This is a genomic window from Bacillus sp. S/N-304-OC-R1 (genome assembly GCF_019749375.1).
Taxonomy (GTDB): domain Bacteria; phylum Bacillota; class Bacilli; order Bacillales; family Cytobacillaceae; genus Cytobacillus.
Map to the genome: position 1 here is coordinate 197,377 of NZ_JACWFE010000013.1, position 15,690 is coordinate 213,066.

Annotated in this window: 17 protein-coding genes; 16 read left to right on the top strand and 1 reads right to left on the bottom strand. The window is 36.8% G+C overall.

Going from position 1 to position 15,690, the window contains the following annotated elements:
- Positions 1–184 precede the first annotated feature (184 nt).
- The 9 genes from prsW to fni all read left to right on the top strand — a co-directional run bounded on the left by prsW (position 185) and on the right by fni (position 7,945).
- Positions 185–856: a glutamic-type intramembrane protease PrsW gene (gene prsW, locus H0173_RS11600; RefSeq protein ID WP_221846681.1), complete on the top strand. Its 672-nt coding sequence runs from the start codon at positions 185–187 to the stop codon at positions 854–856.
- 123 nt (positions 857–979) lie between these two features.
- A complete protein-coding gene (gene sleB, locus H0173_RS11605) occupies positions 980–1,819 on the top strand; it encodes a spore cortex-lytic enzyme (RefSeq protein ID WP_313770632.1) in 840 nt (279 codons plus the stop codon).
- A 14-nt stretch (positions 1,820–1,833) separates the two neighbouring features.
- Positions 1,834–3,183 (top strand): germination protein YpeB, encoded by a 1,350-nt coding sequence (ypeB, locus tag H0173_RS11610; RefSeq protein WP_221846682.1) that lies wholly within the window; start codon positions 1,834–1,836, stop codon positions 3,181–3,183.
- A gap of 139 nt (positions 3,184–3,322) precedes the next feature.
- Positions 3,323–3,982 carry a flagellar brake protein gene (locus H0173_RS11615; RefSeq protein ID WP_221846683.1) on the top strand — a complete coding sequence of 220 codons (660 nt, stop codon included), beginning with the start codon at positions 3,323–3,325 and terminating at the stop codon, positions 3,980–3,982.
- A gap of 70 nt (positions 3,983–4,052) precedes the next feature.
- Positions 4,053–4,235: a YpfB family protein gene (locus H0173_RS11620; RefSeq protein ID WP_221846684.1), complete on the top strand. Its 183-nt coding sequence runs from the start codon at positions 4,053–4,055 to the stop codon at positions 4,233–4,235.
- A gap of 143 nt (positions 4,236–4,378) precedes the next feature.
- Positions 4,379–5,053: a (d)CMP kinase gene (cmk, locus tag H0173_RS11625; protein ID WP_221846685.1), complete on the top strand. Its 675-nt coding sequence runs from the start codon at positions 4,379–4,381 to the stop codon at positions 5,051–5,053.
- Positions 5,054–5,055: 2 nt separating this feature from the next.
- Positions 5,056–5,637, top strand: a complete 582-nt coding sequence (locus tag H0173_RS11630; protein ID WP_221846686.1) for a lysophospholipid acyltransferase family protein — start codon at positions 5,056–5,058, stop codon at positions 5,635–5,637.
- A 92-nt stretch (positions 5,638–5,729) separates the two neighbouring features.
- A complete protein-coding gene (gene rpsA / locus H0173_RS11635) occupies positions 5,730–6,866 on the top strand; it encodes a 30S ribosomal protein S1 (RefSeq protein WP_221846687.1) in 1,137 nt (378 codons plus the stop codon).
- A gap of 17 nt (positions 6,867–6,883) precedes the next feature.
- On the top strand, positions 6,884–7,945 hold the full coding sequence (gene fni / locus H0173_RS11640) for a type 2 isopentenyl-diphosphate Delta-isomerase (protein ID WP_221846688.1): 1,062 nt from the start codon (positions 6,884–6,886) through the stop codon (positions 7,943–7,945).
- A 339-nt stretch (positions 7,946–8,284) separates the two neighbouring features.
- Here the strand turns inward: fni and H0173_RS11645 are convergent, their stop codons facing one another.
- Entirely contained in the window at positions 8,285–8,425 is a 141-nt protein-coding gene (locus H0173_RS11645; RefSeq protein ID WP_221846689.1) for a YpzI family protein, read from the bottom strand.
- Positions 8,426–8,582: 157 nt separating this feature from the next.
- Between H0173_RS11645 and H0173_RS11650 the strand changes: the two genes are divergently transcribed.
- From H0173_RS11650 to H0173_RS11680, 7 genes are all read left to right on the top strand, one after another.
- Entirely contained in the window at positions 8,583–9,191 is a 609-nt protein-coding gene (locus H0173_RS11650; RefSeq protein ID WP_221846690.1) for a YphA family membrane protein, read from the top strand.
- 516 nt (positions 9,192–9,707) lie between these two features.
- Positions 9,708–11,018 carry a ribosome biogenesis GTPase Der gene (gene der, locus H0173_RS11655; RefSeq protein ID WP_221846691.1) on the top strand — a complete coding sequence of 437 codons (1,311 nt, stop codon included), beginning with the start codon at positions 9,708–9,710 and terminating at the stop codon, positions 11,016–11,018.
- Between the two features lie 83 nt (positions 11,019–11,101).
- Entirely contained in the window at positions 11,102–12,154 is a 1,053-nt protein-coding gene (locus H0173_RS11660; RefSeq protein WP_221846692.1) for an NAD(P)H-dependent glycerol-3-phosphate dehydrogenase, read from the top strand.
- A 246-nt stretch (positions 12,155–12,400) separates the two neighbouring features.
- Positions 12,401–12,601 (top strand): DUF2768 domain-containing protein, encoded by a 201-nt coding sequence (locus tag H0173_RS11665; RefSeq protein ID WP_221846693.1) that lies wholly within the window; start codon positions 12,401–12,403, stop codon positions 12,599–12,601.
- A gap of 36 nt (positions 12,602–12,637) precedes the next feature.
- Complete coding sequence (locus tag H0173_RS11670; protein WP_221846694.1) at positions 12,638–13,351, top strand: hypothetical protein; 714 nt, start codon at positions 12,638–12,640, stop codon at positions 13,349–13,351.
- 221 nt (positions 13,352–13,572) lie between these two features.
- Complete coding sequence (gene spoIVA, locus H0173_RS11675; protein ID WP_221846695.1) at positions 13,573–15,051, top strand: stage IV sporulation protein A; 1,479 nt, start codon at positions 13,573–13,575, stop codon at positions 15,049–15,051.
- A gap of 365 nt (positions 15,052–15,416) precedes the next feature.
- A complete protein-coding gene (locus tag H0173_RS11680; RefSeq protein ID WP_066294243.1) occupies positions 15,417–15,689 on the top strand; it encodes an HU family DNA-binding protein in 273 nt (90 codons plus the stop codon).
- Position 15,690: the final 1 nt, after the last annotated feature.

The window sequence follows — 15,690 nt, forward strand, 5'->3', positions numbered from 1 at the left end:
CAAAGTTTACTATTTTAGAAGATTTGGATATTTTTTATCCAATATTTGAAAATGCATTTTCTTTCGTCAAACATCGTGTTACGATTAATGTGTATTAATTGTACAACATTTACTTGTTTTATTGCGAATTCAGTTTGCAATTGGGGAATTGCACCAAATTAATTTAGAGAAATGAGGACAGTACATGCTTGGTATCTTATCTGCGGGTATTGCCCCTGGTTTAGCGTTATTAAGTTATTTTTATTTGAAAGATCAATATGATTCAGAACCGGTCTTTACAGTATTCAAGACCTTTTTATTTGGTGCGATTCTTGTTTTCCCAATCGCGTTTATTCAATATGTTCTTGAAACAGAGTACAACATAAAGTCTAGCTTTATTAATGCATTTCTAGCATCAGGTATGCTTGAAGAATTTTTTAAATGGTTTATTCTTTTTTATGCTGTCTATCAGCATGTTGACTTTAATGAACCGTATGATGGAATTGTTTATGGTGCATCAGTCTCATTAGGGTTTGCATCGCTAGAAAATATTTTCTACCTTATAACCTATGGATTAGAGCATGCAATTGGCCGGGCACTTTTGCCTGTTTCAAGCCATGCTTTGTTTGGGGTTATTATGGGCTATTATATAGGAAAAGGGAAATTTTCGGCAACCTCGAAGGGAAAATGGCTTATCTTGTCATTGCTTATCCCAGTCTTGCTGCATGGGACATATGACTTCATTCTAATGACCCAAGAGAACTGGATGCTTATTATGTTCCCGTTTATGATCTTTCTTTGGTGGCTAGGATTGAGAAAGGTAAAGAAAGCCCGTGAATTGAGTACAAAACATTTTGAAAATCAGCTAAATTTTTAAAAAGAACTCTTCATTTTGTAAATGAGGAGTTTTTTTTTTATTGAAAATGAGTTTGTATAAAAAACCATCTACTACAAAATATAGAGATAATGTTATAAAGATTTACTTTGGAGGTTACTATCCGTGAAAAAGAACATGTTGTTTACTAAAGTAATTCTTATTATCTCACTATGTATGCTGATTGTTCCAATGAGTGGGAACGAACAAAAGGCGACAGCTTTTACAAGTCAAGTCATCCAGCAAGGTGCAGTTGGTGATGATGTAATCGAACTTCAATCAAGACTGCAATACCTAGGATTTTATAATGGAAAGATTGATGGCGTCTTTGGCTGGGGAACATACTGGGCTTTAAGGAATTTTCAATATGAATTTGGGTTAAAGATTGACGGGATGGCAGGAGCTGAAACGAAAAATAAGCTCGTTAAGGCATCCAAATACAATCAGCAGTTTGTAAAGGAGCAAATGGCAAAGGGAAATAAGTTTACTCATTACGGCGGAATGAGTCTGGAATCACAAAAGAAGCCAGCGAACAAGGCTCCTGCTCCTGCTGCTCCTACTAAAAAACCGGCAGCACAAAAGCCAACATCTGCAAATATGCCTAACGGTTTTTCTCAAAACGACATTCAATTAATGGCGAATGCAGTTTATGGTGAATCAAGGGGAGAGCCATATACAGGACAAGTTGCGGTGGCAGCGGTTATTTTGAACAGATTAAATAGTGCAACATTTCCTAATACGATATCAGGAGTTATTTTTGAACCAGGTGCATTTACAGCAGTAGCAGATGGACAAATTTGGCTTACTCCTAATGAAAGAGCGAAAGAGGCAGTAATTGATGCAATAAATGGTTGGGATCCTACAGGGAATGCTCTTTACTATTTTAATCCTGACACAGCTACAAGTGCTTGGATATGGTCACGTCCACAAATTAAACGCATAGGAAAACATATTTTTTGCAAATAGAGAGGTGAAGAAGTTTGCTTAGAGGAATATTAATCGGAGTACTAACATTAGGTGTCGCAGGAACGGCTTTCTGGGGCTATCAGGAACATAGGGAAAAAAATGCAATCCTAATTAATGCAGAAAATAGCTATCAGCGCGCGTTTCATACTCTAACTTATAAAATTGATCTTCTCCATGATAAAATCGGAACAACATTAGCAATGAATTCCCGTAAATCATTATCACCGGCTTTGGCTGATGTTTGGAGGCTTACATCAGAGGCACATTCTAACGTTGGACAGCTGCCTCTTACCCTGCTCCCATTTAATAAAACAGAGGAGTTTCTAGCAAATATCGGTGATTTTAGCTATCGTACAGCTGTTAGGGATCTTGATAAAGAACCGTTAACTGATAAAGAGTATGAGAACTTAAAAAAATTATATTCCCATTCTGAAGAAATTCAGCAGGAGCTGCGCAAGGTACAGCATTTAGTGCTGAAAAATAACCTCCGCTGGATGGATGTTGAAATGGCACTGGCTTCGGGTAAAGAAACGGCAGATAATACGATCATTGACGGCTTCAAGACTGTGGAAAAAACAGTTGAAGGATACGGAGAAACCGATCTTGGTCCGACGAATGTCAGCCTCCAAAGACAGGAAAACAACTTTAAACACTTAAAAGGCAGGCAAATTTCAGAGGATGAGGCTGTGAAAATTGCCAGTAAATATTCTGGTCTAAAAAATAATTTATCCGTGAATGTGACGGAAAATGGCAAAGGATCGGATTATGGGTTTTATAGCGTAGCGCTTCTTGACCAAAAAACAAAACAAGAAGCCAGCATGGATATTACAAAAAGAGGCGGATATCCAATCTGGTTTATTCTATCTAGAGATATAAACAATCAAAAAATAAGTTTAAATGAAGCTAGTAATAGAGCAATAAATTTTCTCAATGAAAATGGATTTAAAGATCTTGATTTGTTTGAAAGTGCACAATACAACAATACAGGTGTATTCAATTTTGTATCAACCCAAGATCATATAAGAATATATCCGGACTCAATACGGATAAAAATTGCACTAGATAATGGAGGAATCGTAGGTTTGTCAGCAACAAATTACTTACAGCATAATCACAAAAGAAACATACAAAAGCCTGCGATCTCACTCGAAGATGCACGTTCAAAAATTAATCCTCAATTAAAAGTAATGGAAGACCGGTTAGCAGTAATTGAAAATGATCTAAAAGAAGAAGTGCTTTGCTATGAGTTTCTTGGTACACTCGGAAATGATACGTATCGAATATTTATTAATGCAGATGATGGTCATGAAGAGATGGTAGAAAAGTTAAAAAATGCAGAACCAATATATGATGAAGTTATTTAAGGAAAAGCGATATTTGCTTTTCCTTATTTTTGTAAGTTGAGATGAATAAAGTGGATGTACAAACACATTTATACATGTCATAATTAAATGACAAGATTATCCTTTGGATTTGAAAACGGATAGAGAAAGTGTGGTCAGCATGATAAAAATTGGTGATGTCCTTTTTTTAGAACCGAGGCATTCTGAAAATGTCGAAAAATATAAGTGCAGAGTTGTTGAAACGGCAGATAATTGTATTTATATTGATTATCCAATAAATATGAAAACAGAAAGAACAGTTTTTCTTATAGATGGCACTCAGTTAAAAGGGACTTTTGTCACTGGGGATGGAACTGTTTTTCTTTTTGAATGTGAAGTTCTCAGAAGGAGTATGGCTAATATTCCAATGATAATATTATCCTATCCAGGGGCAGATCAGCTTGTGAAAATTCAGCGTAGGCAATTTGTTCGCATTGAGACAGCAGTAGATGTGGCTGTTCATCCAACAGGAGGGGAATTTGAACCATTTGTTACAGTAACAGATGATATTAGTGCTGGAGGAGCAGCGATTATTAATGACAAATCAAGACCTCTTACACAAAATATAGTTCTTCAAACTTGGTTTGTTTTGCCTATGCAAAATGGAGAAGCTTATTATTTAAAGCTAAATAGTAAAATTGTCAGAATAGTAGAGTTGAATGAGTGGAAATCCCTTATTTCTCTTCAATTTATCGATATTTCAGCTGCTGATAGACAATTACTGCTTCGATTTTGTTTTGATCGTCAATTAGCATATAAGAAAAGAGGTATAGAAGTATAAAATAGGAATAAATTTCATAAAAAGCTCGCATACTTTATCATAAATATTACTTAATGCGGGGACGAAGTAAATGAAATCGATTGAAAGAATATTAATGAAAATCGTCATAATACAATTTTTATTTTTATTTATCACGCAAATATTTTTTCATAAATTTGATATTTTTCCTGAATTAAAACAGCTTACACAATATGAAGGTGTAACGGATAATAACTTTACAGAATTCCTTGAAACCTTCAAGGAGCAAAAATAGCAGGCGCAGCCTGCTTTTTGTTTTTTTGTATAGAATTAAAAGAAGTAAAGAGGTCAACATACTTTAATACGGTTATTTAAGCAGGCATATGATAAAATAAAATGGACAAGATCATAGAAATTGTAATGTTATCAGGAGGAACTATGAATAAAAAGATTTCGATTGCAATCGATGGCCCTGCAGCAGCAGGAAAAAGCACGGTTGCCAAAATTGTTGCAGAAAAACTTTCATACATTTACATCGATACAGGTGCAATGTATAGAGCTTTAACATATAAAGCGATAAGAGAGAAAATAGACTTAGAAAATGAGTATGATTTAGTAAATATACTAAAAGAAACAAATATTGAATTATTCCCTGGAGAGGATGGTCAATTAATATATTTAGATGGTCAAAATGTGTCATCCGAAATTAGATCAGCTGAAGTAACAAATTCTGTTTCCATTGCTGCAAAACATAAGCTTGTAAGAGAAGAAATGGTTGCCAGACAAAAGAGCTTTGCCGATAATGGCGGTGTTGTTATGGATGGAAGGGATATTGGCACACATGTCCTGCCGAATGCAGAGGTTAAAATATTTTTATTAGCATCGGTTGATGAACGTGCAATTCGCAGACATACAGAAAATTTAAAAAAGGGTTATCCATCCGATTTAGAGAAATTAAAAGAGGAAATCTCTTTAAGAGATAAATTAGATTCAGAACGTGAGGTTGCACCATTGAAAAAAGCAGATGATGCAATAGAAATTGATACAACCTCATTAAATATAGAACAGGTTGTAGAAAGAATCATGGTGCTTGTGCATGAAAGGATCGGTTGAAAGTGAATTTATATTCTTTTGCTAAAACAGTAGTTTATGGAGTTTTAAATCCAATATATCGTTTTGAAGTGATTGGAACAGAACATTTTCCGAAAGAGGGCGGTGTGCTTCTTTGTACAAATCATATACATAATTTTGATCCGCCGGTAGTAGGAATAAATGCACCTAGGCCAGTTCACTTCATGGCTAAAGAAGAATTATTTCGTGTCCCATTATTAGGAAAGATCGTTCCGCACTTAAATGCTTTCCCTGTAAAGAGAGGCATGAGTGACAGGGAAGCTTTAAGAAAAGGCCTTGCTATTTTAAAGGAAGGCAAGGTGTTAGGGCTTTTCCCAGAAGGAACAAGAAGTAAAACAGGTGAGTTAGGGAAAGGCCTTGCTGGAGCTGGCTTCTTTGCTTTACGGACAGATGCTTCTATTGTTCCATGTGCCATTATCGGTCCTTATAAGGCTTTTAAAAGATTAAAAGTCGTATATGGAAAGCCGATAGATTTGACTCCGCTGCGAGAAAGGAAAGCTTCAGCTGAGGAGACAACTGAATTAATTATGGGTGAAATTCGCAAACTGATAAATGAGAATAGTTAAACCTTCTTGCTTGACAAAAGAAGTGGTTTGTAAGAAGTTAGTAAAAAGGCGAATTTTATGCCCTTCCGCATTACTAATAAGGAGGAATACATATGTCTGAAGAGATGAATCAAGTTCAAGTGAGAAATTTTGAAGTTGGCGATAAGGTTACTGGACAAGTAACAAAAGTCGAAGAGAAACAAGTTATTGTGAATATTATTGACAGTAAGCTTGATGGAATCATTCCTATTAGTGAGTTATCAAGTCTTCACGTAGAGAAGGCTAGTGATGCTGTTTCAGATGGAGAGCAGCTGGAGCTTGAGGTGTTAAAAGTGGAAGAAGACGCATTAATTTTGTCCAAGCGAAAAGTTGATGCAGAAAAATCATGGACAGATCTTGAAGCAAAGTTCAATAATGGTGAAATTTTTGAGGCTGAAATTAAAGATGTTGTTAAGGGCGGCCTAGTTGTAGATCTTGGAGTTCGTGGATTTGTACCTGCATCCTTAGTAGAAGATTTCTTTGTTGAGGACTTTTCAGATTACAAAGGCAACACAATGACTTTTAAAATTGTTGAACTTGAGAAGGATAAAAATCGTTTAATCCTTTCACATCGTGCTGTAATTGAGGAAGCAAAAGGGAAGCAAAAGAACCAAATTCTTGATTCACTTGAGCCTGGTAAGGTGATTGAAGGAACTGTTCAAAGAATTACTGATTTCGGAGCTTTCGTTGATATCGGCGGTATTGATGGCCTTGTTCATATTTCACAGCTGTCTCATGAGCATGTGAGCAACCCTTCTGAAGTAGTTGCTGAAGGTCAAAAGGTTAAAGTAAAGGTTTTAAGTGTTGATCGTGCAAATGAACGTATTTCTTTATCAATTAAAGATACACTTCCTGGACCTTGGGCAAGTATAGCCGAAAAAGCGCCAAAGGGCAGCACGCTTAATGGAGTTGTGAAGAGACTAGTTTCCTACGGTGCATTTGTGGAATTATTCCCAGGAGTTGAGGGTCTTGTTCACATTTCACAAATTTCACATAAACATATTGCTACACCTCATGAAGTATTAAAAGAAGGCCAAGAAATTCAAGTAAAAGTATTAGATGTAAATGAGCAAGAGCAGCGTCTCTCTCTTAGCATCAAGGAGCTTCAAGATAAAGAACCTGAATATGTTACGGATTATGTGCTACCAGAGGAATCAAAAGGATTCCAGCTTGGAGATATGATTGGCGATAAATTAAAGAATTTAAAATGATAATGGTGTGATAAATGGTGTCTAGATCAAAGAGAAAATGGGATCATATTCAAATAGCTTTATCAACAGGGCAAAAAAGACAAGCGGGTTTTGAAGATATTTCATTTATTCACCAAAGTATGCCTCATTCTTCATTAGATCAGACAAATTTACACGTAAAAGTTGGCGGACTTTCTTTAAGTTCGCCAATTTTTATAAATGGAATGACTGGCGGCGGCGGAGAGAGAACGTTTCAAATTAATCGTGATTTAGCTTTGGCAGCAAAGGAATTGGGGATGGCAGTGGCTGTCGGCTCTCAAATGTCTGCTCTGAAAGACCCGGGAGAAAGAGAATCGTATCAAGTTATGAGAAAAGAATATCCCGAAGGCATTATTATTGGTAATCTAGGCAGTGAGGCTACCGTAGACCAAGCATTAGAAGCAGTAGAGATGATTAAAGCAAATGCCTTGCAAATTCATCTCAATGCTGTCCAAGAATTAACAATGCCTGAAGGAGACCGAGATTTTCGTTTTGCGCTTCAGAGAATTGAAGAAATAATAAAACATGTACATGTTCCTGTTATTGTAAAAGAAGTTGGCTTCGGAATGAATAAAGAAACAGTACAAAAACTGCAATCTATTGGCGTATCAGCTGTCGATGTTGGAGGGTTCGGAGGAACGAACTTTGCGAAAATTGAAAATGAGCGCCGTGAAAAGGCGTTTTCGTTTTTTAATGAGTGGGGAATACCTACAGCTATTTCTATAGCAGAAGTAAAACATGACTCAAAAGACTTGTCCATTATTGGATCTGGCGGCGTACAGACGAGTCTTGATATTGCCAAAGCTATAGCTCTTGGTGCTGATGCAGTTGGCATGGCGGGCTATATTCTGAAAATACTAATGAATAAAGGTCTTGAAGCTTTAGTAGAAGAGCTTCAAATAATACATCAAGAACTCAAGATGATTATGACCGCACTTGGCGCAGCTACAATTGCTGAACTTCAACAGGCTCCGATTATCATTTCGGGATATACGCACCATTGGTTAAATGAAAGAAGCGTTGATACAAAAAAATATAGTCAGCGAATTATCTCCGGATAAAGAAAAGGCTCTAGCAAGGAAATTCTTGCAGAGCCTTTTCCGTTTTTAGGAAATAATAAATTCGCGTGATGTGGATAACGTTGTGAAGAAATTTGTTTGCGTTCAGCTCCAGCGCCTACCCCCGACGTATAGGAAGTACTAGTGTCGACAATGCAACAGGACGTTGCGTTTTTGTCGACCTCTAGGTCACAAGCCAATCCTCTCAGAAAGGTAAAGAACACCTTTCAGAGAGGATCGACTTGTGCTTGTCGGGGGTGAGCACAAAGGAAAGCTTCTGCGAATAATCCTCGCAGGAACAATTGTCCTTTAATTGTTCCGAAGGCGCTTGCGCATTTGTTCCTACAATTTATTGTTATTTAAATCCCGGGCTTCTTCTGGACTTTGCATTTTGGTTGCACCATCATAGTGAAGAGCTTGATCTCTATCTGATTCCACTCTTCGGCTTTTCTTTAATTTTGACTCTTGACGATCCCTTCCCATTCATAAACACCTCCCTCTCATTAACATGGACTAGCTTAGACAATTTATTCAGTATGTACTGCACAAGTAATGGGAGATAGGTAAAATTCTCATGAATAAAGGGATTAAAAAGGGTTCCGAAGAGCCATAATGGGAAGCATAGGGAGGTGTGCATGAAGTGGAAGGATTGACTTTTTATTGGATCACGTGGATATATTGGGTGATCTCTACTTTTTTTATGAAAAAGGGAAGTTTATCGAGGTTTTATTTATCTTTATGGATATTAATGCTTATTATTATTTCGCCTTACTCTTTTTCCCTTTACGATTTTGAAATATCATTTGCAAGCATTATGCTGTTAGTAACGTTATTTTTAATGGTTAGTACAATCAAAAGCTTAAAAGCTGCATATGTTTTATTAAGCTCTTTTATTATTATGCTTGCTTATGTGTGCTTTCATTTATTTGAATTATTTGATCCGGTTTTACTCATTTTCCCAAGGAATTGGATGCTTGCTATACTGTTAATTTCTCTAACATTTATCCTGCAAGCTAATAAACTGTACCGGTTTATCATCCTCATATTAGGATCGATTCAAGGTGAATTTCTTTATGCATACATTCTTAATAAATATTCATTTCCGTTTTTAATCGGCTCATATGCTTATTTAGATGCTATTGCACTATCAACTGCACTGGCAGCCGCATGGACAAGCTTTGAATACTTAACGTCCTTCTATGAGAAGCATTTGAACCAAATTGAAAAGGAAAAACAGAAATTATCGTGAAACCATTTTATGTCTATTATGTAAAAGATCGTTGTTTTTTACTATTGAAAGCACACAGTGAATTGGAGCGGAAGGCGCTTGACTCCTGCGGGAAGTAGAGGAAAGGTCGAGACCCCGCAGACGGAACGGCGAAGAGGCTCGACTTCCTCCCCGCGATCGCTGCGTGCCTGTAGCGGAAAGGAACGGTTCACTGTTTAGTCATAAAAAGAAAGTTTACGAAAACAGAATTATAGAAAATTGATTTTCAATCCAGCTTTATCGTAAAACAGCAGGCTATTCCAAGTTTTTAATTGCTACTATGGTACTGCTTTGATAAGATTATAAAGTTAGGCCCTTCTATGTAACGTAAAGAAGGGTTTATTTAGCTAATTGGAATTTTAACCTTAATAATTTTTTCAGAAATGTTTTAGTTTCGATTAAATTTCCAATGAAGTATCACAAAGAATTACGTTGCCTTTGCCGAATGGACATGGCAAATGCTTAGTTTTTCTAATTAGGAATGAAAGGGTGATGTTCATGGCAAAGCCAGTTATAGCAATTGTCGGACGTCCAAACGTTGGAAAATCAACCATATTTAATAGAATAGTCGGAGAAAGGATTTCCATTGTAGAAGATATACCTGGAGTAACTAGGGATCGTATATACAGTTCAGGAGATTGGTTAAATCATGAATTTAATATCATTGATACAGGTGGTATTGATATTGGGGACGAGCCTTTCCTTGAACAAATACGCCAGCAGGCTGAAATTGCAATTGATGAAGCAGATGTTATTATCTTTTTAACTAACGGACGAGAAGGGGTAACGGCTGCAGACGAAGAAGTTGCAAAAATTTTGTATAAAGCGAAAAAGCCTGTTGTTCTTGGTGTTAATAAAATTGATAATCCAGAGATGAGAGAACAAATATATGATTTCTACGCACTTGGTTTTGGAGAGCCTTTTCCTATTTCCGGCTCACATGGATTAGGTTTAGGTGACTTGCTTGATGAAGCGGCAAAGCATTTCCCTAAGCACGGACAAAAGGATTATGATGAAGATGTAATCAAGTTTTCATTAATTGGCCGTCCAAACGTAGGAAAGTCCTCTCTAGTCAATGCAATATTAGGAGAAGATCGAGTAATTGTGAGCAATATTGCAGGGACAACTAGGGATGCAATTGATTCAGAGCTTACTTATAATGGAGAAAAATACGTCATTATAGATACAGCTGGTATGCGCAAAAAAGGTAAGGTATACGAAACGACTGAAAAATATAGTGTGCTTCGGGCATTAAGAGCCATTGAACGATCAGATGTAGTTCTCGTTGTCATCGATGGTGAGGAAGGTATAATTGAACAGGATAAGCGGATTGCCGGATATGCTCATGAAGCAGGACGAGCAGTAGTGATTGTCGTTAACAAATGGGATGCAGTGGAAAAAGACGAAAAAACAATGAAGGAATTTGAGCAAAAAATTCGCGAGCATTTCTTATTCCTTGATTATGCGCCAATCGTATTTCTATCAGCAAAAACAAAAAAACGGATTCATACCCTTATTCCAATGATTAATACAGCTAGTGAAAATCATGCTCTGCGCGTTGAAACTAGTGTATTAAATGATGTCATAATGGATGCAGTTGCGATGAATCCAACACCGACGGATAAAGGTAAGCGTCTGAGACTTTACTATGCGACTCAGGTTGCAGTTAAGCCGCCAACTTTTGTTGTCTTTGTAAATGAGCCTGATTTAATGCATTTTTCTTATGAACGCTTTTTGGAAAATAGAATTAGAGATGCTTTCGGTTTTGAAGGAACGCCAATTAAAATATATGCACGAGAAAGAAAATAAAAAACGTGAGTGCGTGTTCAGGAGGCATTAATTAATGGCTTCTGAACTCTGCCATTCTTAAAATGATTAAAAGGTGTGATGAAATGGAGCAAAGGGTTGAACGAGTAGCTGTGGTTGGAGCTGGCAGTTGGGGTACTGCCTTAGCTATGGTTTTAGCGGATAATGGACATGAAGTTCGTCTATGGGGTCATAACCTTTATCAAATTAATGAAATCAATGAAAATCACACAAACAAGAAATATTTACCTGAAATCATTCTCCCTGAAAGCATTACAGGATTTTATGATTTAAAGGAAGCGCTACTAGACGTACATACGATCATTCTTGCTGTTCCTACAAAAGCAATTCGTGAAGTAACGAGCAAGATAGATTCTATCATTGAACAACCAGTCACTATAGTCCATGTAAGTAAAGGCGTTGAACCAGATACACTTCTCCGCATATCAGAAATGATTGAGCAGGAAATGTCTCCCCTTCATCTTGGCAGTGTTGTTGTTTTATCTGGACCTAGTCATGCTGAAGAGGTAAGCTTAAGGCACCCAACAACTGTTACTGTGTCTTCAAAGAACATGGAGGCTGCTGAAGGAATCCAAGATTTATTTATTAACAATAATTTTAGAGTATATACGAATCCGGATATAGTCGGTGTTGAAATTGGAGGAGCATTAAAAAATATTATTGCACTTGCCGCAGGGATTACTGATGGCTTAGGATATGGCGATAATGCGAAAGCTGCCTTAATTACGAGGGGGTTGGCGGAAATTGCCCGTTTAGGAATGAAAATGGGAGCAAGCCCTCTTACTTTTTCAGGATTGACAGGAATTGGCGATTTAATTGTCACATGCACAAGTGTGCATTCACGAAACTGGAGAGCAGGTCACATGCTTGGAAAAGGGCATAATCTGCAAGAAGTTCTAGATAATATGGGAATGGTTGTAGAAGGGGTTAGAACGACTAAGGCAGCTAAACAGCTAGCTGAAAAATATGATGTGAGTATGCCAATAACTGACGTGCTTTACGAAGTTCTGTTCAATGATGTCAATGCAAAGGATGCAGTAGATCTCCTAATGGCACGTGGAAAGAAGAACGAGATGGAAGACCTAACAAATGTTCTTGAGTCTGGAATAAGTGAGTGAAAAAAGATTTGTAATTAAATTTTTTTATATAGGCATTCGAGGATACGTGAGAGCTTCTTTGTGCATACAATGCAACGAAGCAAACTGGTGAAATGAACAGGTGTATGGGTTATTTTAGTCATTTAAGCTTGAGTTAAAGAAATGCCCCTTTCTTTAACTCAGCTTTTTTTGTGATCTTAATAAATGTTTCTTTTTCAAACTTTCAAACTGTATGATATAATACATTCGGCAAAAGGAGTTGAGATCATGTCGCCGTCTTTAATGAAAATGTGGATATCGCTAGCATCAATGGGTTTTATGTTTATTTCCATTTTAATGATTTATTTAAGCCGCTATAAATTAGGCGGAATATTAAAGTTTCTTACAGCTTTTATTGCATATTTATTAATGATTGTTTCAGGGATAATCATTGTACTTGTTGTATTTAGTGGTCCAACTAGTGATTAGTATTAAATTATACATAGACTAAAAGGGTTGATTTAAATGAAAAAAGGTTTGCAGCTGCTTTGCTATTTGCTGCTATCTATACCGTTACTGAGTGGATGCATGTATCCAAAAGAAAATCTAGCACAAAATAAAGTTCCTTATGAAGATCAGCTTTCAGCTGTCCAAACTGCTGTAAATTCATATAAAGAAGCAAATGGCGGGCTATTGCCTATTAAAACAAGAGATGAAACAACCCCAATCTATCAAAAATATCCAATTGATTTCAAAAAGCTTGTCCCTCAATATATGGCTGCAATACCTGGGAATGCCTATGAATCAGGAGGGATTTTTCAATATGTTTTGATAGATGCTGAAACTGACCCTAAGGTTAAAATCTTTGATTTAAGAATGGCTGAAACGATTCGTGACATAAAGCTAAGAATGAAAGCACAAAAGTATCCGCCTTATAAAGAACAGATTGCTAAAAATGTTTTTACGATGGACTATCAAAAGCTTGGGTATAAAGAGGATCCTGCAGCACTTAGCCCGTATAGTGGCAGAAATCTGCCGTTCGTTATTACAGGCGAAGCTGAAGTTTATGTTGATTATACGAGTGACCTTCATGAAGCAATTAAAGACAAGGACCTTTCCTATGAACCTGGGGATGATATTAGGGGTATATTGACTAAAAGCTCTGCATTTGTTCCTGCTTATTCCCTCCCTTATACGATTGATGAAAAAACAAAAAATCCAATCTTTTTAGCGAAATAGGCATAACCCTTCTTCTGCAAAATATATTGTAGGAGAAGGGTTTTTTAATGTAATTTTAACATTAAATGTAAATGAACAGCATAATAGTGAAAAAATGTTATCTTTATCGGGGTAATTTATTATAAAAACTGTCATAACGAGGTAGGACAACGTCATAAACATATACTGTCCAAACGTAATTGATAGGATAATATTATCCCACAGATTCGGGAGGGGATCACTTGGAAAAGGTAGATATTTTTAAAGATATTGCCGAAAGAACAGGCGGCGACATCTATTTCGGAGTAGTAGGTGCAGTACGTACAGGCAAATCAACATTTATTAAAAAGTTTATGGAATTAGTTGTTTTGCCAAACATGACTAATGAAGCTGATAGGGCCCGCACCCAGGATGAACTCCCTCAGAGTGCAGCCGGCAAAACCATTATGACAACTGAACCAAAATTTGTACCAAATCAGGCAGCAACAGTTCATGTAGATGAAGGCTTGGACGTTAACATCCGTTTAGTTGATTGTGTTGGGTACACAGTGCCAGGAGCGAAGGGATATGAGGATGAAAATGGGCCAAGAATGATCAATACACCTTGGTATGAAGAGCCTATTCCATTTCATGAAGCGGCTGAAATTGGCACAAGAAAAGTGATTCAAGAGCATTCAACTATCGGCGTAGTTATTACAACTGATGGAACTATTGGGGAAATTCCTCGAGCGAATTACTTAGAAGCAGAGGAAAGAGTTATTAATGAATTAAAAGAGGTTGGAAAACCCTTCATAATGATTATTAATAGTGTACAGCCGCATCATCCAAATACAGAGGCTCTCAAAAATAATCTCTCTGAAAAATATGATATTCCTGTGTTAGCAATGAGTGTGGAAGGCATGAGAGAATCGGATGTATTAAATGTTATGCGTGAAGCTCTTTATGAGTTCCCGGTTTTAGAGGTCAATGTAAATCTACCAAGCTGGGTTATGGTTCTTCGTGAGGATCATTGGCTAAGAGAAAGCTATCAGGATGCTGTTAAAGAAACTGTAAAGGATATTAAGAGACTGCGCGACGTTGACAGGGTTGTTCATCAATTCAGCGATTTTGAATTCATCGATCGTGCAGGACTTGCGGGGATTGAAATGGGTCAAGGTGTCGCTGAAATTGACCTATACGCCCCAGATGATCTGTATGATGAAGTATTAAAAGAAATTGTAGGTGTAGAAATTCGCGGGAAGGATCATTTACTAGAATTAATGCAGGATTTTGCCCACGCGAAAACAGAGTATGATCAAATTTCGGATGCATTAAAAATGGTGAAGCAAACTGGGTATGGAATTGCAGCACCATCACTAGCGGATATGAGCTTGGATGAACCAGAAATTACACGACATGGATCAAGATTCGGTGTAAGGCTAAAAGCGGTTGCTCCGTCAATTCACATGATTAAAGTGGATGTTGAATCAGAATTCTCTCCAATCATTGGAACAGAGAAGCAAAGTGAGGAGCTAGTTCGTTATTTAATGCAAGATTTCGAGGATGATCCGTTATCAATATGGAATTCGGACATTTTTGGCCGCAGCCTCAGTTCTATTGTTCGAGAAGGCATTCAAGCAAAGCTTTCAATGATGCCTGAAAATGCAAGATATAAATTAAAAGAGACATTAGAAAGAATAATTAACGAGGGATCAGGCGGATTAATTGCCATTATTTTATAAGACTCCAATTGGGGTCTTTTTCTTTTTTACCCATATAAATTAACAAATAAACGTAAAATTGGCTGTTAAATCAAATGAAAATGAAAACTTTCCCATTAAAACGTGAATTATTCTTGATAACAGGAATCTATTGTGATAATCTTTTAAACAGAATTACCGTTGTAACACCTCAAACCCTTATTAATAAAGGATTTATAAGTAAATTTGATTGAAAAAAAATTGAATTTGATTTATTATTGGGCATGTTAAACAAAAATACGTTACAACGTTTAGAATTTAGTAATTTTGTTTACAAATGTTAGTAAGAATGCTTAATAGGTCAATTGATTAAGTTATCAATTACTTTTTTGGGAGGAGGTGAAACCATGAACAAGACAGAATTAATTAACGCAGTTGCTGAAAGCAGTGAACTTTCTAAAAAGGACGCTACTAAAGCAGTTGACGCAGTATTTGATGCAATCCTTGATGCTTTAAAAGCTGGTGATAAAGTACAATTAATTGGTTTCGGAAACTTTGAAGTTCGTGAGCGTGCTGCTCGTAAAGGACGCAATCCACAAACTGGTGAAGAAATCGAAATCGCTGCTAGCAAAGTTCCTGCATTCAAACCAGGAAAAGCACTTAAGGATGCTGTGAAATAAG